General features: G+C 70.8%; 19 protein-coding genes. 9 read left to right on the top strand and 10 right to left on the bottom strand.

Going from position 1 to position 21,322, the window contains the following annotated elements:
- Positions 1-17: 17 nt before the first annotated feature.
- The 8 genes from BLW76_RS12940 (at position 18) to BLW76_RS48455 (ending at position 7,628) form a co-directional block, all read left to right on the top strand.
- Complete coding sequence (locus tag BLW76_RS12940; RefSeq protein WP_091306636.1) at positions 18-1,016, top strand: sugar ABC transporter substrate-binding protein; 999 nt, start codon at positions 18-20, stop codon at positions 1,014-1,016.
- A 77-nt stretch (positions 1,017-1,093) separates the two neighbouring features.
- Positions 1,094-2,125, top strand: coding sequence for an ABC transporter permease (locus tag BLW76_RS12935; protein ID WP_208613531.1), 1,032 nt, complete (start codon positions 1,094-1,096; stop codon positions 2,123-2,125).
- Complete coding sequence (locus tag BLW76_RS12930; RefSeq protein WP_091306632.1) at positions 2,122-2,901, top strand: ATP-binding cassette domain-containing protein; 780 nt, start codon at positions 2,122-2,124, stop codon at positions 2,899-2,901. The genes BLW76_RS12935 and BLW76_RS12930 overlap by 4 nt, the downstream gene beginning before the upstream one ends.
- Entirely contained in the window at positions 2,898-3,827 is a 930-nt protein-coding gene (gene iolC, locus BLW76_RS12925) for a 5-dehydro-2-deoxygluconokinase (RefSeq protein WP_091306630.1), read from the top strand. The genes BLW76_RS12930 and iolC overlap by 4 nt, the downstream gene beginning before the upstream one ends.
- The gene (locus BLW76_RS12920; RefSeq protein WP_091306628.1) at positions 3,824-4,549 is read left to right on the top strand and encodes a Cgl0159 family (beta/alpha)8-fold protein; all 726 of its coding nucleotides are present in this window, start codon (positions 3,824-3,826) and stop codon (positions 4,547-4,549) included. Before iolC ends, BLW76_RS12920 begins: the two co-directional genes overlap by 4 nt.
- Positions 4,546-5,436 carry a 5-deoxy-glucuronate isomerase gene (iolB, locus tag BLW76_RS12915; RefSeq protein WP_091306626.1) on the top strand — a complete coding sequence of 297 codons (891 nt, stop codon included), beginning with the start codon at positions 4,546-4,548 and terminating at the stop codon, positions 5,434-5,436. The genes BLW76_RS12920 and iolB overlap by 4 nt, the downstream gene beginning before the upstream one ends.
- 38 nt (positions 5,437-5,474) lie before the next feature.
- Complete coding sequence (iolD, locus tag BLW76_RS12910) at positions 5,475-7,337, top strand: 3D-(3,5/4)-trihydroxycyclohexane-1,2-dione acylhydrolase (decyclizing) (protein WP_091319339.1); 1,863 nt, start codon at positions 5,475-5,477, stop codon at positions 7,335-7,337.
- 144 nt (positions 7,338-7,481) lie between these two features.
- Positions 7,482-7,628: a hypothetical protein gene (locus BLW76_RS48455; protein WP_167384588.1), complete on the top strand. Its 147-nt coding sequence runs from the start codon at positions 7,482-7,484 to the stop codon at positions 7,626-7,628.
- Here BLW76_RS48455 and BLW76_RS12905 read toward each other — a convergent pair.
- The 4 genes from BLW76_RS12905 to BLW76_RS12890 all read right to left on the bottom strand — a co-directional run bounded on the left by BLW76_RS12905 (position 7,618) and on the right by BLW76_RS12890 (position 12,198).
- Positions 7,618-8,562: a PD40 domain-containing protein gene (locus BLW76_RS12905; RefSeq protein WP_091306623.1), complete on the bottom strand. Its 945-nt coding sequence runs from the start codon at positions 8,560-8,562 to the stop codon at positions 7,618-7,620. The genes BLW76_RS48455 and BLW76_RS12905 overlap by 11 nt on opposite strands.
- Positions 8,559-9,788 carry an MFS transporter gene (locus BLW76_RS12900; RefSeq protein WP_091306621.1) on the bottom strand — a complete coding sequence of 410 codons (1,230 nt, stop codon included), beginning with the start codon at positions 9,786-9,788 and terminating at the stop codon, positions 8,559-8,561. The genes BLW76_RS12905 and BLW76_RS12900 overlap by 4 nt, the downstream gene beginning before the upstream one ends.
- An 11-nt stretch (positions 9,789-9,799) precedes the next feature.
- A complete protein-coding gene (locus BLW76_RS12895; RefSeq protein ID WP_091319338.1) occupies positions 9,800-11,356 on the bottom strand; it encodes a discoidin domain-containing protein in 1,557 nt (518 codons plus the stop codon).
- Positions 11,357-11,622: 266 nt separating this feature from the next.
- Entirely contained in the window at positions 11,623-12,198 is a 576-nt protein-coding gene (locus BLW76_RS12890; protein ID WP_091306618.1) for a TetR/AcrR family transcriptional regulator, read from the bottom strand.
- 92 nt (positions 12,199-12,290) lie between these two features.
- On the opposite strand from BLW76_RS12890, the gene BLW76_RS12885 reads away from it, so the two are divergent.
- Positions 12,291-13,340 carry an aldo/keto reductase gene (locus BLW76_RS12885; RefSeq protein WP_091306615.1) on the top strand — a complete coding sequence of 350 codons (1,050 nt, stop codon included), beginning with the start codon at positions 12,291-12,293 and terminating at the stop codon, positions 13,338-13,340.
- Between the two features lie 133 nt (positions 13,341-13,473).
- Here the strand turns inward: BLW76_RS12885 and BLW76_RS12880 are convergent, their stop codons facing one another.
- From BLW76_RS12880 to BLW76_RS12855, 6 genes are all read right to left on the bottom strand, one after another.
- Positions 13,474-14,532: an NAD(P)-binding domain-containing protein gene (locus BLW76_RS12880; protein WP_091306612.1), complete on the bottom strand. Its 1,059-nt coding sequence runs from the start codon at positions 14,530-14,532 to the stop codon at positions 13,474-13,476.
- A gap of 170 nt (positions 14,533-14,702) precedes the next feature.
- Entirely contained in the window at positions 14,703-15,929 is a 1,227-nt protein-coding gene (locus tag BLW76_RS12875; protein ID WP_091306609.1) for a GGDEF domain-containing protein, read from the bottom strand.
- A gap of 393 nt (positions 15,930-16,322) precedes the next feature.
- Positions 16,323-17,234 carry an SRPBCC family protein gene (locus BLW76_RS12870; RefSeq protein ID WP_091306606.1) on the bottom strand — a complete coding sequence of 304 codons (912 nt, stop codon included), beginning with the start codon at positions 17,232-17,234 and terminating at the stop codon, positions 16,323-16,325.
- 84 nt (positions 17,235-17,318) lie between these two features.
- Positions 17,319-18,173, bottom strand: coding sequence for an FAD binding domain-containing protein (locus tag BLW76_RS12865; protein WP_091306603.1), 855 nt, complete (start codon positions 18,171-18,173; stop codon positions 17,319-17,321).
- Complete coding sequence (locus BLW76_RS12860; RefSeq protein WP_091306599.1) at positions 18,170-20,611, bottom strand: xanthine dehydrogenase family protein molybdopterin-binding subunit; 2,442 nt, start codon at positions 20,609-20,611, stop codon at positions 18,170-18,172. Before BLW76_RS12860 ends, BLW76_RS12865 begins: the two co-directional genes overlap by 4 nt.
- The gene (locus BLW76_RS12855) at positions 20,611-21,135 is read right to left on the bottom strand and encodes a (2Fe-2S)-binding protein (RefSeq protein ID WP_091306596.1); all 525 of its coding nucleotides are present in this window, start codon (positions 21,133-21,135) and stop codon (positions 20,611-20,613) included. Before BLW76_RS12855 ends, BLW76_RS12860 begins: the two co-directional genes overlap by 1 nt.
- Between the last annotated feature and the right edge of the window lie 187 nt (positions 21,136-21,322).

The raw sequence follows: 21,322 nt of genomic DNA, 5'->3' as shown, positions 1-21,322 counted from the left end.
GTCCCAAAGGAGTGACTGTGTTGTCTTTCAAGAAGCTGGCCGGCGTGGCGGCGATCGCCGCCGCCGGGCTGGTCCTCTCCGCCTGCAGCGGCCCCACGGCCGACAACTCGAGCACCAGCGCCAGCGGCAGTTCCGCGGCCGCGGCGCCGAGTTCGAGCGGTCCGCTCAAGGTCGCCGTCGTCACCCACGGCAGCGCCGGTGACGCCTTCTGGAACGTGGTGAAGAACGGCGCCGAGCAGGCGGGCAAGGACCTGGGCGTAGGCGTCGACTACTTCTCCGACGGCGACCCGGGCAACCAGGCCCGCCTGATCGACAACGCGGTCGCGCAGAAAGTCGGCGGCCTGGTCGTCTCGATGGCCAACCCGCAGGCCCTGCAGACGTCGATCCAGAACGCGGTGAAGGCCGGCATCCCGGTCATCACCATCAACTCCGGCGAGGACTTCAGCGCCCAGTTCGGCGCGATCGCGCACGTCGGGCAGAGCGAGGGCCTCGCGGGCCAGGGCGCAGGCCAGCGGCTCAAGGCGGCAGGCAAGACCAAGCTGCTGTGCGTCATCCACGAAGCCGGCAACATCGGCCAGAACCAGCGCTGTGACGGCGCGAAGCAGACCTTCGGCAACGTCACCACGCTGCAGGTCGACATCTCCAACCCGACCGACGCGCAGGCCCGGATCCGCGGCGCCCTGCAGTCCGACCCGTCGATCGACGCCGTGCTGGCGCTGAACTCCCAGGTCGCGGCTCGCGCCGTCGCCGCCGCGAAGGAAGCGAGCTCCAAGGCCCAGGTGGCCACCTTCGACCTGAACGCCGACGTCGTCGCGGCCATCAAGGACGGCAGCATCCTCTTCGCCGTCGACCAGCAGCAGTACGAGCAGGGTTACCTGCCGATCGTGTTCCTCAAGCTGTACAAGGAAAACGGCAACACCATCGGCGGCGGCAAGCCCGTGCAGACCGGCCCCGGCTTCGTCGACAAGACCAACATCGACACCGTGGCCCCGTACGCGCAGCGCGGCACGCGATGACCGCTCCATCTTCCGGGGCCGAGCCCCAGACCCCAGCCGGGGGGCAAGCCCCCCTGGGCCCCCCAAAGGCGGGTGTGATCCAGGCCCAGCCCGACGAGCGCGTCGCCAGGAAAGGGCTGACCGACCGCCTGGTCGTCCGCCCCGAAATCGGCGCGCTCCTCGGCGCGGTGCTGGTCTTCGTCTTCTTCTCCGTGGTCACCGGCCAGTTCCTCAGCCCGCTGGGCGTGGCGACCTGGCTCGACGACTCCTCGACGCTGGGCATCATGGCCGTCGTGGTCGCGCTGCTCATGGTCGGCGGCGAGTTCGACCTGTCGGCGGGCGTGATGACAGCGTCGACGTCGCTGGTCACGGCGATCCTGGCGACGCAGGCGGGCTGGAACGTCTGGCTCGCGTTGCTCGCGTCGCTGGCCTTCGCGCTCGGCGTCGGCGCGTTCAACGGCTGGCTGGTGATGAAGACAGGGCTGCCCAGCTTCATCGTCACGCTGGGGTCGTTCCTGGCCCTGCAGGGCCTCAACCTCGGCGTGACGCGGCTGGTCACCAACACCGTCCAGGTCTCGGGCATGCGCTCGACCAGCGGCTACGAGTCGGCCGGCGGGCTGTTCGCCTCGACGTTCGACATCGGCGGCACCGAGTTCCAGTCGTCGATCGTCTGGTGGATCGTCGTCACGGCGATCGCCGCGTGGCTGCTCGTGCGGACCCGCTTCGGCAACTGGATCTTCGCGGTCGGCGGGTCGCAGGTGTCGGCCCGCTCGGTCGGCGTGCCGGTGGTGCGCACGAAGATCCTGCTGTTCATGGGCACCGCGCTCGGCGCGTGGCTGGTCGGCTCGATCAACATCCTGCGGTTCGCCAGCGTGCAGGCCAACCAGGGCATCGGGCTGGAGTTCCAGTACATCATCGCGGCGGTGATCGGCGGCTGCCTGCTCACGGGCGGGTTCGGCTCGGCGGTGGGCGCGGCGATCGGTGCGCTGATCTTCGGCATGGCTCGCCAGGGCATCGTGTTCGCGCAGTGGAACAGCGACTGGTTCATGCTGTTCCTCGGCGTCATGCTGCTGGCCGCGGTCCTGGTCAACAACGCCTTCCGGCGTCGCGCGGAGAGGGTACGCCGATGAGCCTGCTGGAAGTTCGCGACATCGGGAAGACCTACGGCAGCGTCATCGCCCTGCGCGATGTGTCCACTGTGGTCAATGCCGGCGAGGTCACCTGCGTGCTCGGCGACAACGGCGCCGGGAAGTCCACGCTGATCAAGATCCTGGCCGGCGTGCACCAGCACGACCGCGGCGAGTTCCTCGTCGAGGGCGAGCCGGTGCGGTTCTCGTCGCCCCGCGAGGCCCTTGACCACGGCATCGCGACCGTGTACCAGGACCTCGCCGTGGTGCCGCTGATGAGCGTCTGGCGCAATTTCTTCCTCGGCTCCGAGCCGACGACCGGGTTCGGGCCGTTCAAGATGCTCGACCGCAAGAAGGGCCGCGAGACGACGAAGAAGGCGTTGTCCGACATGGGCATCGACCTGCGGGACGTCGAGCAGCCGGTCGGGACGCTCTCGGGCGGTGAACGTCAGTGTGTCGCGATCGCCCGCGCGGTGTACTTCGGCGCGAAGGTGCTGATCCTCGACGAGCCGACGGCGGCGCTCGGCGTCAAGCAGGCCGGGGTGGTGCTGAAGTACGTCGCCCAGGCCCGTGACCGCGGGCTCGGCGTCGTGCTCATCACACACAACCCGCACCACGCTTATCCGGTGGCCGACCGGTTCCTGCTGCTCAAGCGGGGTGCCGCGCTCGGACACTACGAGAAGTCCGAGATCGACATCAACGAGCTGACCCGGCAGATGGCGGGCGGTGCCGAACTGGAAGCCCTCGAACACGAGCTGCGGCAGGTGGAAAAGGCGTGACTCTGGAGGCCTTGACGATCGGCCGGGTGGGCGTCGACCTCTACCCGGAGCAGAGCGGCGTGCCCCTGGCCGGGGTCAGCACGTTCGCCAAGTCGCTCGGCGGGACCGCGACCAACGTCGCGGTCGCCGCCGCGCGGCTCGGCCGGCGCACGGCGGTGCTCACCAAGGTCGGGCCGGACGGCTTCGGCGACTACGTCCGGCAGGCCCTCGACGGCTTCGGCGTCTCGCCGGAGTTCGTGGGCACCTCGCCGGACCTGCAGACGCCGGTCGTGTTCTGCGAGCTGAACCCGCCCGCGGACCCGCCCCTGCTGTTCTACCGCTCCCCCATCGCCCCCGACCTCACGCTCACCGACGAAGACGTGCCGTGGGACGTCGTCGAGTCGGTGCCGCTGCTGTGGGTCACCGGCACCGGTGTCTCCGCCGAACCCGCGCGGACCACCCAGCGCAAGATCCTCGAAGCCCGGGGCCGCCGGGAGCACACCGTCCTGGACCTGGACTACCGGCCGATGTTCTGGCCGTCCGTCGAGCAGGCGCGGGCCGAGATCGGCGGGCTGCTCGACCACGTCACGGTCGCGGTCGGCAACCGGACGGAGGTGGAGGTCGCCGTCGGCACCGCGGACCCCGACGCGGCGGCGGACGCCCTGCTCGAACGCGGCCTCCGGCTGGCCGTGATCAAGAAAGGCGCCGAAGGCGTGCTGGTGGCGACCCCGGACGGCCGGTCGACCGTCCCGCCGCAGCGCGTCGAGGTCGTCTGCGGCCTCGGTGCCGGTGACGGCTTCGGCGGGGCCCTGATCCACGGGCTGCTGGCGGGCTGGGACCCGGTGCGGATCGCGGAGTACGCGAACGCCGCGGGCGCGCTGGTGGCGTCCCGGCTGGCCTGCGCCGACGCCATGCCGACCGCCGGGGAGATCGAGGAGCTGCTGTGATCCTCACCGACGAACGCTGGGAACACCTCCTGCACACCCGCGCCACCAACCCGGGCGCCGTCCGGCAGGTGTACGCGACCCGCAAGCGCCGTCCGCAGCTGCAGTCCGACCAGGGCACGCTGTTCCTGGTCACCGCCGATCAGGAGGACCTGCTCGACCGGCGGACGCTGCTGGAGCGGCTGCTGGTCGCGCTGGCCAACCCGGCCGTCGACGGCATCATCGGCACCCCGGACGTCGTCGAGGAACTGCTCCTGCTCCACGCTCTGCACGACAAGGTCGTCTTCGGATCGATGAACCCCGACGACGGCTTCACCGGCTACGACGCCCGCACGCTGGTCGACTGCGGTCTGGACGGCGGTGAAATGCGGCTGCGTCCGGCCGACACCGCCCAGGCCTGCGCGGACGCCGTCACCGAGCTGGCCGCATACGGTCTGGTCGCCATGATCGAGCTGCCGGAGGACCCGGCGTCGCTGGGGCGGGCGATCACGGTCGCGTCCGCCCTTGGGACGACGTCGGCGCACACCTGGTTGAAGCTGCCGGCCACCAGCCCGGCCGCCGTCCTGGGCGCCACGACTCTGCCGGTGGTGCTCGGCGGCCTGCCGCCGGACTGGACGCTGTCCCACGGGGTCGTCCGCGGCCTGGTGATGGACACCACCCTGCTCGGCGGAAACGTCAAGGCTGCTGTCGAAGCCGCCGCAAAGGCACTGGAGGCCGCGAAGTGAGCAAGCTGCACCGTCCACTCGGGACACTGTCCGACGACGCCGACCCGGTCCGGCTGACCCCGGACACCGCGGGCTGGCGGTACTCCGGCCTGCGGGTGCTCTCCCTCGCCCCCGGCGAGACGCGGATCCTGCACACCGGCGAATTCGAGGCGTTCGTGCTGCCCCTGTCCGGCTCGGCGACGGTCCGGGTCGACGGCGAGGTCTTCGAACTCCAGGGCCGCGACTCGGTCTTCACGCGCGTCACGGACTTCGCGTATGTCCCGCGCGACGCCGAAGTCGAGTTGTCGACAAAGGACGGCCTCGAGGTGGCACTGCCGATGGCGCGCTGCACCCGGCGGCTCACGCCGATGTACGGGCCGGCGGAGGACGTCCCGGTCGAGGTCCGCGGCGCGGGCCAGGCCACGCGGCAGGTGACCAACTTCGGCGTGCCCGGCGTGTGGGACCACGCCGCCAAGCTCAACGCGTGCGAGCTGATCACCCCGGGCGGCAACTGGTCGTCCTACCCGCCGCACAAGCACGACGAAGCGACCGAGTGCGAGGTCGTCAACGAGGAGATCTACTACTTCCGCATCGCCGGCCGCGACGGCGTGACGCCGTCCCGCGAAGGCTTCGGCCTGCACCGGACGTACACGAGCGACGGCGAGCTGGACGAGGACGTGGCCGTGCGCGACCACGACGTCTTCCTCATCCCGCGCGGCTACCACGGGCCGTGCGTGGCCGCGCCGGGTTACCCGATGTACTACCTGAACGTCCTGGCCGGGCCGGCCGAAGAGCGGTCCATGGCGTTCTGCGACGACCCGGCGCACGGCTGGGTCCGCGACACGTGGGCAACGCAGGAGCTCGATCCGCGTTGTCCCGTCACGAGTCACGAAGGGCGTGTGCTGTGAACAACTTCAGGGGTCCGGGGGCAGAGCCCCCGGCCGGGGTGCGGGGGCTTGGCCCCCGCACAACACAGAAGCTGACAACCGCTCAGGCGCTGGTCCGCTGGATCCTCGCCCAGCGCTCGGAAACCCTCGACGGGCGCGAAGTCCCGCTGTTCCCGGGGGTGTTCGCGATCTTCGGGCACGGCAACGTCCTCGGCCTCGGCACCGCGCTGGAGGAACACCGCGGCGACATCCCCGTCTGGCGCGGGCACACCGAGCAGGGCATGGCCCTGGCCGCGGTCGGGTACGCGAAAGCCACGCACCGGCGGCAGGTCGGCGTCGTGACGTCGTCGATCGGGCCGGGCGCGCTGAACATGGTCACCGCGGCCGGTGTCGCCCACGCGAACCGGCTGCCGGTGCTGCTGCTGCCGGGCGACACGTTCACCAACCGGGCGCCGGACCCGGTACTGCAGCAGATCGAGCCGTTCGGCGACGCGACCGCAACGGTGAACGACGCCTTCCGCGCGGTCTCGCGCTACTTCGACCGCATCACCCGGCCCGAACAGCTGATCTCGACGTTGCCGCAGGTCGCGCGGGTGCTCACGGACCCGGCCGAGGCCGGGCCGGTGACCCTCGCGCTGCCGCAGGACGTCCAAGCGGAGACGTACGACTTCCCGGAAGCGCTGTTCGAGCCGGTGACGCACCGGCCGCTGCGCCCGCGCCCGGACCGGCGGTCGCTCACCGAGGCAGCCGGGGTGCTGCGCGCGGCGAAGCGGCCGCTGATGGTGCTCGGCGGCGGCGTCCGGTACTCCGGGGCCGGGCAGCGCGCGCTGGACTTCGCCGAACGGCACGGGATCCCGCTCGTGGAGACGACAGCGGGCCGGACGCTCGTGCCGCACGGGCACCCGCTGCACGCCGGGCCGCTGGGCATCACCGGCTCGACGTCGGCGAACGTCGTCGCGGCGGCCGCGGACGTCGTGCTCGCGGTCGGCACACGGTTGCAGGACTTCACGACGGCGTCCTGGACCGTCTTCTCCCCCGAAGTCCGGCTGGTGTCGCTGAACGCGGCCCGGTTCGACGCGGTGAAGCACGGCGCGCTGTCGGTGGTCGCGGACGCCGACGCGGGGCTGGCGGACCTCGCCGCGCAGCTGGAGAGCTGGCGGGTGGACCCGTCGTGGACGTCGCGGGCCGCGGCCGAGCGGGCGTCGTGGGACGCGCACATCGACTCGCTGCGCTCCCCGGCGGGCGAGCTGCCGTCGTACGCGCAGGTCGTCGGCGTGGTCAACGACCTCTCGGCCGCCGACGACTACGTCATGACGGCATCGGGCGGGCTGCCGGGCGAGCTGATCGGCGGCTGGCGCGGGTCCGGTTCGGTGTCGATGGACGTCGAGTACGGGTTCTCCTGCATGGGCTACGAGCTGTCCGGCGCGTGGGGCGCGGCAATCGCGCACCCGGGCCTGGTGACGACGCTGCTGGGCGACGGCTCGTACCTGATGCTGAACTCGGAGCTGTTCTCGGCCGCGTTCGCCGGTCACCCGTTCGTCGCCGTGGTCTGCGACAACGACGGGTACGCCGTCATCGCGCGGCTGCAGGAGGGTCAGGGCGGGAAGCCGTTCAACAACTTCTACGCCGACTGCACGACTTCGCACGCTTCGCCACCGCGGGTCGACTTCGCGCGCCACGCGGAGTCACTGGGCTGCGTGGTGTTCACCGCGTCCACTGTGGACTCCCTGCGTGCGGCCTACGCGTCGGCTCGCGAAGCCGCTGTCTCGGAGCAGCGTCCGGCCGTGGTCGTGGTGAAGACGCAGCCGTCGAGCTGGACCGAAGCCGGGGCGTGGTGGGAGGTCGGCGTGCCCGAACACCTCGCCGGGCGGGAGGGTTACGAGCGCGGGAAGGGCGGCCAGGTGCGTTACCTCGGATCCTGAACTCCTTGACAAGACCGGAGCGCCCCGCTCACGTTTACTCGCCGGGGGCTCTCTTGATCAAGCGTTTACGATCCCTGCCGCTTCGGCCGGCGAAGCGTCGATTCTCGGCATCGGACAGCGGACCGACCTGCGTTACGCGGAGGTGTGGGCCCACGTCCAGCCTTCCTCGACTCGACCTACCTGAGCATCGACCACGGCACCAACACGGTCGGCTTCACCTACAGCACCTACCTCAGGCTGGGCACCGGCTCCACCACGCCGTGCGAACAAGCAGTGGACGTCACCCCGTGACGGCCGGCGACGCCGCCCCGCCCACCAGCCGGCGCGGCGTCCCGGTGCCGTCCGCCGGCACGGCCCAGACGGCGTTCTCCAGCCCGTACAGGATGGTCCGGTCGTCCTGCCAGAGGGCCTGGTCGTCGACGCTGCGGGTCTCGGCGAGCTCGGTCTCCCGCATGCTCGCGAGGTCCAGGACGGCCAGCCGCCAGACACCTTCGGCGACCTTCTTCTTGAAGGCGACCCGCTTGCCGTCCGGGGACAGTGACGGGCATTCGACGTTCTCGCGCAGCGTTCTGCCCCGGTAGCGCCCGTAGTCGCCCTCGACCAGGTACGTCCGGCCCTTGCTGCCGAGGGTGGCGTAGAAGCGGTTGCCGTCGGGGGCGAACGTGATGCCCCAGTAGTTGACGTCGTGCGAGAAGTACCGCTTGCCGTCGACGAACACCGGCAGCTCCTCGATCGTCTTGACCAGCCGTCCGGTCTCGACCTCGTACAGCCCGGCGCGGGTCGAGAAGCCGGTCTGCGCGTACGAATCACCCGTGACGAACAGCGTCCAGTAGACGCGCTTGCCGTCCGGCGAGACGCGCGCGCGGCTCGGCGTGCCGGGCAGGGCTTCGGCGTGGCGGACGGCGAGGTGGTCGTCGAGGACGAGGACGTCGGTGATCGCCGGGAGCGTGCCGGGCCGGACGGCGAGGCACACCGCCGTCTGCTTCGCCACCGCGAACCGATCGCACTTCAGGCCGCTGAGCTGCGGTTTCCCGTCAGCCAGGCCGAGCGGGACGGTGCCGACGCGGCCGGTGGCGGTGTCGCGGAACAGCAGCTGGCCCGGCGCGAGGGTCACCGCGGCCGCGGGTTCGGCGTCGGCCGTGCCGTGGCGGGCGCTGACCGTGTACGTGACGGCGGCGGCGACCAGGAGGGCCGTGCCGGTGAGGGCGAGGACGAGTTTCTTCACGGGCGCACCGGTTTCGCGAAGGCGGCGGCGAGGGCGACGACGGCCAGGCAGGCCGCGGCGACGAGCACCGCGGGCTGCAGGTCCCACAGCGTCCACGCCAGTCCGAAGAGCACGGAGGAGAGCATCCGGGCCACGGCCTGGCCCGTCTGCACCACGGCCAGCCCGGTGGCGCGCAGGCCGGCCGGGACGATCGGGCCGGCGGCGGCCATCAGGACGCCGTCGGTGGCCGCGTAGAACACGCCGTGCAAGGCGAGCGCGACGACGGGGAGCACCGCGTAAACCGGGCCGCACAGCAGGACCAGGGCCAGGCACAGCGCCACGTGGCCGCCCAGGAACACCGGCCAGCGGCCGACGCGGTCGGCGAGCTTGCCCAGCGGTACCGCGAGCAGGAGGTAGACCCCGGCGGTGCCCAGTGGCAGCAGCGGGAAGTACGTCGCCGCGATCTCCCAGCGGCGCTGCAGGACGAGGTAGACGAACGAGTCGCCGACCGTCACCAGGCCGAGCAGGGCCGCCCAGAGCGTCAAGCGCCGGAAGTCCTGCTGCTTCAGCAGGCCGAGTGCGGCTCGCGCGGACACCGCCGCGCGGTCGACATTGCCGGGCCGGTCGCGGACGAACAGGGCGAGCAGCAGGACAGCGATCGCCGCGATGCAGAAGCTGGTGACGAACACGCTGTCGTAGCTGCCGAGGCTCAGTGCGAGCACCGCCATCGCGACCAGCGGGCCGAGGAACGCGCCAACGGTGTCCATCGCCCGGTGCACCCCGAACGACCGGCCGAGGGTGGCCGGCTCGCTGCTGAGCGAGATGAGCGCGTCGCGCGGGCCGGTGCGCAGCCCCTTGCCGGTGCGGTCGGCGGCCAGGACAAGGCTGATGGCCGCGACCGACGATCCGGCCGCGACCAGGCCGAGCTTGCACACCGCGGACAAGCCGTACCCGAACCCGGCGACCGCCTTGAGCCGCCGCCACCGGTCGGCGAGGTGCCCGCCGAGCACCCGCACGACCGCGGTGGCACCGGCGTAGAGCCCGTCGAGCAGCCCGAACTGCAGCGGGTTCAGGCCCAGGCCGAGCACCAGGTAGAGCGGGAGGACGGCGGTGACCATCTCCGACGAGACGTCGGTGACCAGGCTGACCATGCCGAGCGCCACCACGTTGGCGGACACCCGCTTGAGCGCCGGTTTGCGGTCGGTCCCGGAGGCGAGGTCCGAGGTACGGCTTGCCGCGATGTACATGCCCGCGCCTCCTAGTGGCAGGTGTAGGTCGGGCTGCTGTCGAGGACCTTGCTGTCGACGCCGATCAGCTGCGTCTGGAACGACGTGTCGGTCATCGACAGCTTCAGGACGCCGAAGGTCTTCAGCAGCTTGGCCGTGGTCGGGTGCGCCGGGCTCAGGTCGTACAGGTTGGCGCCGCCGGACCCGCCGACGATCTCGACCGGGCCGTTGGGATCGGCCTTGCCGTCGGCGTTCTGCGGGACGAACCGCTCGTAGTCGTGGTCGTGGCCGTTGAGGACGAGGTCGACCTTGTTGGCCACCATCAGGTTCCACAGCTCGATGCTGTCCGGGTTGTCGCCGTGGTCACCCGAGCTCCAGCGCGGGTGGTGGTAGTACGCGGCGACGCAGCCCTTCCGGTTGTTGGCCAGGTCCTGCTTCAGCCACTCCAGCTGCTCGCTCGGGCCGAACTCGTGGGTGGCGAAGTCGTTGGAGTCCAGGGCGATGAAGTGCCAGTTGCCCATTTCCCAGCTGTAGTAGCGCTTGCCCTGCGGCTTCGCGATGGCGCCGAAGTAGTCGTCGTAGCCCTTGTACGGCGTGTCGTCGTAGGTCTCGTGGTTGCCGGGGATCGGCTTGGTCTTGCTCTTGAACTTGCCCCACGTCGTGTCGTAGTAGGACTTGAAGTCCGAGAGGTGCGCGTCGTCGTACTGGTTGTCGCCCATGGTGATCACGGCCGCGGGGTTCATGTTCTCGACGAGCTTCGCGGTCTTCGGGTGGACGCAGCTGGAACTGCTCGCGGTGCACTGTTCGGCGATGTCACCGGCCGCGGCGAGGACGAATCCCGCGCTCCCGGCCGCCGTCTTCACCGTGATCGGCGTGCTCGCGGCCGAGACGTTCCCTGCGGCGTCGCGCGCGCGGACCGCGTAGGTGTAGCTCGTCTCCGGGGTGAGCCCGGTGTCGGTGTAGGACGTCGTCGCGCTGGTGGCGACGGCGGTGCCGTTGCGGAGGATGTCGTACCCGGTGACGCCGACGTTGTCGGTGGCCGCGGCCCAGGTCAGCGGGACGCTCGTGGCGGTCGCCGCGCCCGCGGCGAGGCCGGCCGGGGTGGTCGGGGCCTGGGTGTCGCCGGAGGAGTCCGTGCCGCCGAAGACCTGCATCTCCCAGAAGGAGTAGCCGTAGCTGGTGCCGCGGGTGAGGCCGACGAAACGCACGAAGCGGCCGCGGGCGGTGAGGCCGCCGAGGTCGTCGATCTTGCCGTCACCGGTGTCGATGGTGGCGGCCGTGGTGAACGTCGTGCCGTCGGCGGAGACCTCGATGCGGTACTTCTTCGCGTAGGCGGCTTCCCAGTTGAGGACGACGCGGTGGATGGTCGCGGTCTGGCCGAGGTCGATCCGCAGCCACTGCGGGTCGGCGCCTTCGGCGCTGGCCCAGCGGGTGCTGGTGTTGCCGTCGACGGCCTTGGCGCCGGTGTAGGACGAGCTTTCGATCGTCGAGGTGGCGACGGGCTTTCCCTGCGACAGCAGGACATCGGCGGCTTCGGCGCTGGCGGCCGCGGCGATCGCGGACGGCAACAGCACCACGGCGGCGAGCACGGGGGTGAGACGGGTCAATGGACGTAGTCGGGTCGACGGCACGTCGCGCTCCTTACGGGCCTGGCGGTGGCTGGTGGGCTGCGGCGTCGGGAATCAAACTGTTAGGAAAGTTTCCTAACTAATAACTCGGACTGTAACGAGAGGAAGATCCGGCTGACAAGACTTGTCTTGCCCTTGAATCGGTCAAGAGGGTGAGTTTTTCACGATTTTCGCTGCTCAGACCATGTGCCGATGAGCGGCATACTGCTCCGCGGCCCGGGACTCCCTCAGGCGGGCTTCGGCGGCGACTGCAACCCGTCGAAAACGGCAGCGATCAGCCGTCGCCCCTGGGCCGCACCCTCGTCGTTGTTCGCGACGCGCCACAGGAAGCTCATGAGCATGATGACGTCGGCGGGGTCGTGCCCGGGCGCGATGGCGCCTTCGGCCACGCAGGCGTCGACGAGCTTCTTCACGGCGGCGGTGACCGGCGCCCAGGAAGCGCTGATCAGCTCCTGGGCCGCGGCGCTGTGCAGTGCGTCGCCGAGGCCGTGCTTGATGCGGATGTAGGCCGACAGCGTCTCGAACCACTCGACGAACGCGGCCTTCGCGGAGGAGTGGCGGGCCAGCACGTCGTCCGCGGTGGCGGTCAGGCGCTCGATGTCGTGCTGGTAGGCGCCGAGGATCAGGTCCTCGCGGGTCGGGAAGTGGCGGTAGAGGGTCCCGGCCCCGACGCCGGCGCGCTTGGCGACCTCGCTCAGCGGCACCAGGGGGTTCTGCGCGAACAGCTCGTGGGCCGCCTCGATGATCGCGACCCGGTTGCGCGCGGCGGCCTTGCGCTGGGTGCCGTACGTCCCGTCGGTCATGCCCCGATCATGCCCCATCGTTGACATGCGGAGAATCCTCCGTTAGTTTCGGTCGCACATCCGGAGAATCCTCCGCAAGTCAGGAGCCACTCATGCGTTATGTCAAGCTCGGCACCACCGGCCTGGACGTCTCCCCCGTCGCGATCGGCGCGATGAGCTACGGCGAGCCCGACCGCGGCCACCCCGTCTGGTCACTCGGCGAGGACGAGGCCCGGCCGCTGATCAAGCACGCACTGGAAGCGGGCATCAACTTCTTCGACACGGCGAACATGTACTCGAACGGGTCCAGTGAGGAGATCCTGGGCCGCGCGCTCCGGGACTTCGCCGACCGCGACGACGTCGTGATCGCCACCAAGCTGCGCCACCCGATGCGGCCCGGGCCGAACGGGAAAGGGTTGTCCCGCAAGGCCGTCATGACCGAGATCGACCATTCCCTGCGGCGGCTGGGGACCGACTACGTCGACCTGTACCAGGTGCACCGCAACGACCACAGCACGCCGCTGGAGGAAACTCTCGAAGCGCTGCATGACCTGGTCAAGGCGGGCAAGGTGCGCTACCTGGGCGCGTCGTCGATGTTCGCGTGGGAGTTCGCCAAGGCCCTGCACCTGCAGAAGCAGCACGGCTGGGCGCGGTTCGCGACCATGCAGGACCACTACAACCTGCTGGCCCGCGAGGAAGAGCGCGAGATGATCCCGCTGTGCCTCGACGAGGGCGTCGGCACCATCGTCTGGAGCCCGCTGGCCCGCGGCCGGCTGGCCCGCGCCTGGGACGACGCGAAGTCGACCACCCGGTCCGGCACCGACGGCGCCTACGCGGACCTGCTCTACTCCCCCGCGGAAGAGGCGTCGAACCGCGCGATCGTGGACGCGGTCGGGACGGTCGCGGCCGCCCACGGCGTGAGCCGCGCGGCCATCGCCCTGGCGTGGCTGCACCGGCAGCCCGTCGTCACCGCGCCGCTGGTCGGTGCCGGGTCGGTGCGGCAGATCGACGACGCCGTGGCGTCACTGGACGTCGAACTGTCCGATGAGGACGTTCGCCTTCTCACGGCGCCGTACACGCCGCGGTACGACTGGCAGGGCGTCTCGGACGAAGCGACCATGGCCGCGATCCGCGCCCGGGTTCCCGGGATGGCGCTTTCGTGATTTACCTTGTGCCTCAACGGAAATCGACTTCTTCGGAAGATCACCCGATTCAGCGATGTCGTTCGCACAGATGTTCGGTAGCGTGGTTCCTATGACGCCTTCGACCCGCGCCGGCACAGTCCGGCGAAGACCCTCAGCCCAGCAGTTTCCGGATTTCCGCCACCGCGGCCCGGCCGGCCCGGTTGGCGCCGACCGTGCTCGCCGACGGCCCGTACCCCACGAGGTGCAGGCGCGGTTCGAGCACCACCCGCGTGCCGTCCATGCGAATGCCCCCGCCGGGCTCGCGGACGTGCAGCGGCGCGAGGTGGTCGATCGCCGCGCGGAAGCCGGTGGCCCACAGGATCACGTCGGCGTCGAAGCGGGAGCCGTCCGCCCAGACGACGCCGTCGGGCGTGATGTGGTCGAACATCGGGCGGCGGTCGAGGATGCCGGCGGCGCGAGCGGCGCGCACCTCCGGCGTCACGGCCAAGTCCGTCACGCTGACCACGCTTTCGGGCGGCAGCCCGGCTCGCACCCGCACGTCGACCTTGGCGACGGCGCTGCGGCCCCAGTTCTCGCTGAAGGGCTCGTCCCGCCACACGGGCGGCCGGCGGGTCACCCACGCCGTCGCGCGGGCGAGCGGGGCGAACTCCATGAGCAGCTGCACGGCCGACGCGCCGCCACCGACCACGACCACGCGCCGGCCGCGGAGGTCTTCCGGCCCGGCGTAGTCGGCGGTGTGCAGCTGGCGGCCGGCGAAGGTCTCCTGGCCCGGGTAGCGCGGCCAGAAGGGCCGGTCCCAGGTCCCGGTCGCACTGATCACGGCCCGCGCGGCCCACGACTCCGCGGGGCTCGAAACCACCAGCCGCTCCCCCGCCCGCGTCACCGAGCGGACGTCAACGGGCCGGAGCACGGGGAGGTCGTAAACGCTTTCGAAGCGCGCGAAGTACTCGGAAACCACTTCGGAGGCGGGCCGCGTCACGTCCGGCGTCCCGAAGGCCATGCCGGGCAGGTCGTGGATGCCGTGCACCTTACCGAGCACCAGCGAAGGCCACCGGTACTGCCAGGCACCCCCGGCACGCTTCCCGTGATCGAGCACGACGAACCCGCTCCGGTTGGCAAACCCGGCCCGCCGCAGGTGATAGGCGGCGGACAAGCCCGCCTGCCCGGCCCCGATCACCACCACGTCCGTCTCGTGATCAGCGCCGCTCATACCAGATGCAACGGCAGGCACGGCGGCATATTTCGCGCGATGCGTCACAGCGGCCTGCGTATGGCGGCCTACCGCGGCGCCCCCGGCGACCGCCTTACGGCCGGCCCCCGACCCGGCACAACCCCGCACACCACCACCGCGGCGGCACACCTCGCCACCCGGCCACGCCCCTACACCGCCACCCGGTTCCGGCCGGCCTCCTTGGCCCGGTACAGCGCGGCGTCGGCGGTGCGGAGAACGTCGTCGAGGGCAGGGCCCGCATCCGGGTGACGCGCGACGCCGATCGACACCGAGAGGCCGTTCACGCGCACGGTGCCGCTGCCCGTCGAGATCACGACGTTCAGCTCGCCCACCGCCACCCGCACCCGTTCGGCGATGGCGAGCACGTCCGCGCGGCCGATGCCCGGCAGCAGCACGACGAACTCCTCACCGCCGAACCGGCCCACGGTGTCGCCCTGGCGCACCGCGCCGGAGATCGCCACGGCGACCGCGGCCAGCACGTCGTCCCCGGTCAGGTGGCCGTAGGTGTCGTTGATCCGCTTGAAGTGGTCGAGGTCGATCATCAGCACGGCGAAGCCGGCACCGGGGCCGCGGCGCTGGGCGCGGGCGTGCTCGCGCACCGCGGATTCGTGCCAGCCCGCGGTGTTGAGCAGGCCGGTCTTCTCGTCGGTGACGGCCGCGACCTGCAGCTGCTGTTTCAGCAGCAGGTAGCGGTGGAGCAGCAACAACGGCGCGACGACGAACACCACCAGCACCGGCTGTTCGACCAGGGCGAGGGCGGCGAGCCCGCCGAGGCAGAGGGTGGCGAGCTCGAACGCGTTGTCCTCCCAGGTACCGACCAGGTCGGCCGCCGAGCGCTGGCTGGTGTACAGGTAGATCCCGGCCGCCACGAGGCCGACGTTCACCAGCTCGAACACCGCGGCGGCCAGGCAGAGAGCCAACAACCCGCGCGGTGACTGCAACGGCGTTCCGTGCAGGCCGAGGACGGCGAGAACGGAGGAAGCAGCGAAACAGGAGAGCATCGCCCAGGCCGTGCTCGCGACGAAACGGTGCGCGGGCCGCGTACGGACCTGCCGCCACACGCGCACCCACAGGTGGGCATAGAGCACGACGGCGAGCAGCGCCACCCAAGCCGGCGGCAGCAGCACGACACCGGCGAGGTACCAGACGGAGGTGACGTTGATGTGCGTCTGCCCGCTCATCCACCGACGCAACCGCTCGATCCGGCGCGACATCTCGGCCTGAACGACCCCGAGCGCCACCAGCGCGGCGAACCACCCCGGACGCACAGGCCCCCCGAACCCGGTGGCGAGCGCGGCCCCGGTCGCGACGACGGCGAGCAGTTCACAGCCGAGGGCATAGGCGATCCAGCGGGTCTTCGCACCCCCGCCCCACATCGCCCATCGTGCAGGCCAGCCCGCCCAGGTGGAAAGCGCATCCCGGCGCACGGCGGCCTGGGCTCTCAAGAGCCGAGGCCACAGACGTGACGAACCGGCATCGTGACGTACCCCTTGCGCAAAGTTCGGCCGACCAGGTAGCCCAGCGTAGCCGTTCCAACGAGCCGCGTCGCCGGTCCGGGGGAATTGCGGGCATGTGTCCTGCTCGAAGACCCGCGCAGGGTAGATCAACGCAGCTCAGCAACACACGGGAGGATCACCGACGAGCCCACCCGGCCGGCCCAGGCGAAGTCGCCGCCCCGGCCCACCTCCGCAACCCACCGGCGGACCGCTTGACCACACGCCCACGGGCACAGCCCGCAACTCACCAGCCGATCACGCAGACCGGACCACTCACTTGCGCAAGGCCCGCACGATCGCCACCACGCCGGCGACCGCCGCGATCACCGCGATCACCGGGGCCAGCCGCTTGAGGACCGACTTGCCCGCGTAGTCGAGGAGGTCGATCGCCTCTGTCTCCGGGGGTGCCGGGACGCTGTGCAATGCCGGGCGGTCCGCCTGCTTGGGCTTCGGGTCCGTGTTGATGTCCGCTGTCGTCGGGGCCGGCTTCACCGTCGGCTGGGGCTTGGCCGGCGGCTCGGATGTTGCCGTCGGCTCGGTCGGCTGTGCTGCCTGGTCCGGGGCCGGCTTGGCCGCGGGTTCGGCTGCCGGCGCCGCGGAGGCCGCAGCCGCCGCGGACTCGGCCGGGGCGGTCGCCGCCGAAGCAGCCGCAGCGGCCGAAGCCGAGGCAGCCGGTGTCGAAGCAGCCGGTGTCGAAGCAACCGAAGCGGCCGGTGTCGACGCAGCCGGTGCCGCGCCCTCGGCCGGGGCCAGCTTGCCCGAGAGGCAGCCCGCGAACGTGTCGAGGATCTTGCCGCCCACCTCGCTGATCAACCCGCGGCCGAACTGGGCCGGCTTGCCCGTGATCGCGAGGTCGGTTGCCACCTTTCCGTGGGTTGCGCCGTCGGTCTCCGTCAACGTCAATGTCACCGTTGCCGCCGCCGTGCCTGCTCCGCGGGAGTCCTTGCCCGATGCCTTGATCGTCACCTTGCGGGCGGCTTCGTCCTTCTCGAGGAACTCACCATTTCCCTTGTACAGCAACGAAATCGGCCCCAGCTTGACCTTCACCGTGCCGCTGAACCTGTCTCCTTCGACCTTGGTCAGCGTCGCGCCCGGCATGCACGGGGCGACGCGCTCGGGGTCGACGACCGCCTGCCAGACCTCGCCGATCGGTGCCGGGACGGTGAATTCGTGGTCGAGCCGCACGGGCCGACCTCCTTCCTGAAAACGGACGGGTCCGGTCCCCACCCTAGCCGCCGCGGCACCGGCGGCCAGGGTGGCGAACCGTGCTCAGGCCCCGGCCGCCGCCGCTATTGCGCGGCCCGTCAGCACCTTGGCGAGGTGACGGCGGTATTCGACGTCGGCGTTGCCGTCGACCGGCGGATTCGTGCCCTCCGCGGCGTGCGATGCCGCCGCGGCGATCGCGTCCGCCGAGGCCTGGACGCCGACCAGGGCCGCCTCCACTCCGGCGGCGCGGACCGGGGTCGAGCCCATGTTCGTCAGCGCCACCCGGGCTTCCTCGATGACCCCCGCTTCCGTACGCACCGTCACCGCGACCGCGACCATCGACCACGCCTGGGCGACGCGGTTGAACTTCTCGTAGTGCGCCCGCCACCCCGTGTGCTGGGGGATGCGGACCTCGACCAGCAGCTCGTCCGGCGCCAACGCGGTGGTGAACAGGTCGCGGAAGAAGTCCGCGGCCGGGACCGTCCGGCGCCCCGACGGCCCGGCGACCACCAGCGACGCGTCCAGCGCGAGCACCGGTGCCAGCAGGTCGCCGGCCGGGTCGGCGTGGGCGATCGCGCCACCCAACGTCCCGCGGTGGCGGATCTGGGGGTCGGCCACCGTGTCCGTCGCCTCTTTGAGCAGCGCCGCGTGCGAAGCCACCAACGCGTCCCGCTGGACGTCGTAGTGCGTGGTCATCGCGCCGATCACGAGGGAGTCGCCCTCTTCGCGGACGCCGCGCAGCTCCGGGATCCGGCCGAGGTCGATCAGCGTCGTCGGCGCCGCGAGGCGCATCCGCAGCACCGGCAGCAGGCTCTGGCCGCCGGCCAGCACCTTGGCGTCCTCGCCCGCCGCCGCCAGTGCCTGGACCGCCTCGTCCACTGTGGACGGGCGGACGTAGTCGAAGGGAGCCGGGATCACTGCGCACCTCCGGTGGCGTCGATCGAACCGAGTCCACCGCCGGCTTCGTCGCGGCCGGGGCCGCCCGCGTCGGTGGTGCCGTGCTGGATGGCGTGCCACACCCGCATCGGCGTCAACGGCATCTCGATGTCGTTCACGCCGAAGGGGCGCACCGCGTCGATCACCGCGTTGACCACGGCCGGGGTGGACGCGATCGTGCCTGCCTCGCCGACGCCCTTGGCGCCCAGCGGGTTGGTCGTCGACGGGGTTTCCGTGCGGTCGGTGGTGAACGACGGCAGGTCGGCCGCCGACGGCAGCAGGTAGTCGGCGAACGTGCCCGTGGTGAGCGTGCCGCTCTCGTCGTGTTCCGTGCCCTCGAACAGCGCCTGCGCGATGCCCTGCGCGAGCCCGCCGTGCACCTGGCCCTCGACGATCAGCGGGTTCACCGCGACGCCGACGTCGTCGACGCAGACGTACGAACGCAGCTTGATCCGGCCCGTCTCGGTGTCCACCTCGGCGGCGCACAGGTGCGTGCCGTGCGGGAACGAGAAGTTCTCCGGGTCGAAGGTGGCGTCCGAGTCGAGCGACGGCTCGATCCCGTCGGGCAGGTTGTGCGCGAAGAACGTCGCGAGCGCGACGTCACCCATCGTGGTGGACGTGTCGGTGCCCTTCACCGTGAACTTGCCGCCGGTGAACTCGAGGTCGTCCTCGGCGCATTCGAGCAGGTGCGCCGCGATCGGCTTGGCCTTCGCGATCACCTTCTCCGCGGCCTTGACGACGGCGATCCCGCCGACGACCAGCGACCGCGAGCCGTAGGTGTCCAGGCCCTTGTGCGAGGACTGCGTGTCGCCGTGCAGGATCTCGACGTCCTCGAACGGCACGCCCAGCTGGTCGGCGACGATCTGGCTCCACGCCGTCTCGTGGCCCTGGCCGTGCGCGGACGCGCCCGTGGTGACCTCGACCTTGCCGGTCGGGAGCATCCGGATCGACGCGTACTCCCAGCCGCCGGCGCCGTAGGCCAGCGAGCCGAGCACCCGCGACGGCGCGAGCCCGCACATCTCGGTGAACGTCGAGATGCCGATGCCGAGCTGGACCTTGTCGCCCGCCTTGCGGCGCTTGTCCTGCTCGGCGCGCAGGCCGTCGTAGTCGAAGAGCTGCTTGGCCTTCTCGGTCGCGGCCTCGTAGTTGCCCGAGTCGTAGGTCAGCCCGCACACCGTGGTGAACGGGAACTCCTCGTGCTTGATCCAGTTCTTCTCGCGCAGTTCCAGGGGGTCCATGCCGAGCTCGACGGCGAGCTCGTCCATGATCCGCTCGATCGCGAACGTCGCTTCCGGACGGCCGGCGCCGCGGTAGGCGTCGGTCAGCGTCGTTGTCGTGTACACGTTGGTGCACGCGAAGTGGTACGCCGGGATCTTGTAGATCGCGTTGAACATGAACGCGCCGAGGATCGGCACGCCCGGGCCGACCAGGCCGTTGTACGCACCGAGGTTGGCGAGCAGCTCGGCCTTGAGCCCGGTGATCCGGCCGTCGCGGGTGGCCGAGATCGTGATGTCCTGGATCTGGTCGCGGCCGTGGTGGGCGGCGAGCATGGTTTCCGACCGCGTCTCGTTCCACTTGACCGGCTTGCCGAGCTTCTGCGCGATCAGCAGCGCCATCATCTCTTCCGGCAGGACGCCGATCTTGCCGCCGAAGCCGCCGCCGACGTCCGGGGCGATCACGCGCAGCTTGTGCTCGGGGATGCCGAGCGTCAGCGCCGACATCACGCGCAGGATGTGCGGCACCTGCGTGGCCGACCACACGGTGATCTGCGCGCCGGTCGGATCGACGACGCAGGCGCGCGGCTCCATGAACGCCGGGACCAGGCGCTGCTGGCGGAAGCGGCGCTTGAGCACGACCTCGGACGAGCTGATCGCGTCCTCGACGTTGCCGCCGGTGCCCGCCTCGGCGGAGTCGAACTTCCAGACGGCGTTCGTGTTGGTGCCGAGGTCCTCGTGGACCAGCGGGGCGCCGTCGGCGAGCGCGGCTTCCATGTCGAGGATCACCGGCAGCTCGTCGTACTCGACGTCGATCTCCTCGAGCGCGTCGTGCGCTTCGGCCGACGACCGGGCGACGACGACCGCGACGCCTTCACCGGCGAAGTTGACCGTGCCGGCGGCGAGCACCGGGCGGCGCGGCGCCTTCATGTCCGGCGTGATCGGCCACGCGCAGGGCATGCCGATCGCGGCGTCCGGGTCGAGGTCCGCCGCGGTGTAGACGGCGATGACGCCGGGAGCGCTCTTCGCCGCCGACGTGTCGATCGAGACGATCTTCGCGTGCGCGTACGGGCTGCGCAGGACGGCCAGGTGCAGCATGCCGGGCAACGTGATGTTGTCGGTCCAGCGGGTGCGGCCGGTGATCAGCCGCTCGTCCTCCTTGCGGCGGCGGGACTTCCCGACCTCCGGTTCGATCGTGGCGGTCATCAGTCACCACCCACGCCGACGTGCTTGTTCTCGGCGATCCGCTCGGCTTCGGGGCCGGCGCCGGGGCTCATGTGCTTGGCGGCGTCGCGGACCGCGCGGACGATGTTCTGGTAGCCGGTGCAGCGGCAGAGGTTGCCCTCGAGGCCTTCGCGGACGGCCTGCTCGTCCGGGTCCGGGTTGTCGGCCAGCAGGTCGATCGACTGCATGATCATGCCGGGGGTGCAGAACCCGCACTGCAGGGCGTGGTTGTCGTGGAACGCCTGCTGGACCGGGTGCAGCTTGCCGTCGCGGGCGAGGCCTTCGACGGTGGTGACCTCGCAGCCGTCGGCCTGCACGGCCAGCACGGAGCAGGACTTCACGCTGTGCCCGTCGAGGTGGACGGTGCAGGCGCCGCAGTTGCTGGTGTCGCAGCCGACGACGGTGCCGACCTTCCCGAGTTTTTCCCGTAGGTGGTGCACGAGGAGGGTGCGGGGTTCGACTTCGTCGGTGTACTTCGTCCCGTCGACGGTGACGGTGATGCGCATCAGGCCTCCAAAAGCCGGTTCGGGAACGGCCTGCCCGACAGTGATCGGGCTCACAAGACCCGAGCGTGCTACGCGACCTTCGCGCCTTCAAGACCTGATGTCACACGTTCAACTACCGATTCCGCAGATGCGCATCGAGACGCGGCACAACTCCGTAGGTGCGGAATTCCGGATGGGTGAACTTTGT

The sequence above is a fragment of the Amycolatopsis tolypomycina genome (genome assembly GCF_900105945.1).
GTDB lineage: Bacteria > Actinomycetota > Actinomycetes > Mycobacteriales > Pseudonocardiaceae > Amycolatopsis > Amycolatopsis tolypomycina.
This window is presented reverse-complemented; position numbering and strand designations above follow the sequence as displayed.

What these genes read in the sequence shown, in the direction of transcription:
- BLW76_RS12855 (WP_091306596.1), bottom strand. Translation starts at nt 21,135, where the DNA reads ATGCGCATCACCGTCACCGTCGACGGGACGAAGTACACCGACGAAGTC.
- BLW76_RS12875 (WP_091306609.1), bottom strand. Translation starts at nt 15,929, where the DNA reads ATGTGGGGCGGGGGTGCGAAGACCCGCTGGATCGCCTATGCCCTCGGC.
- BLW76_RS12885 (WP_091306615.1), top strand. Translation starts at nt 12,291, where the DNA reads ATGCGTTATGTCAAGCTCGGCACCACCGGCCTGGACGTCTCCCCCGTC.
- BLW76_RS12930 (WP_091306632.1), top strand. Translation starts at nt 2,122, where the DNA reads ATGAGCCTGCTGGAAGTTCGCGACATCGGGAAGACCTACGGCAGCGTC.
- BLW76_RS12880 (WP_091306612.1), bottom strand. Translation starts at nt 14,532, where the DNA reads ATGAGCGGCGCTGATCACGAGACGGACGTGGTGGTGATCGGGGCCGGG.
- BLW76_RS12900 (WP_091306621.1), bottom strand. Translation starts at nt 9,788, where the DNA reads ATGTACATCGCGGCAAGCCGTACCTCGGACCTCGCCTCCGGGACCGAC.
- BLW76_RS12860 (WP_091306599.1), bottom strand. Translation starts at nt 20,611, where the DNA reads ATGACCGCCACGATCGAACCGGAGGTCGGGAAGTCCCGCCGCCGCAAG.
- BLW76_RS12890 (WP_091306618.1), bottom strand. Translation starts at nt 12,198, where the DNA reads ATGACCGACGGGACGTACGGCACCCAGCGCAAGGCCGCCGCGCGCAAC.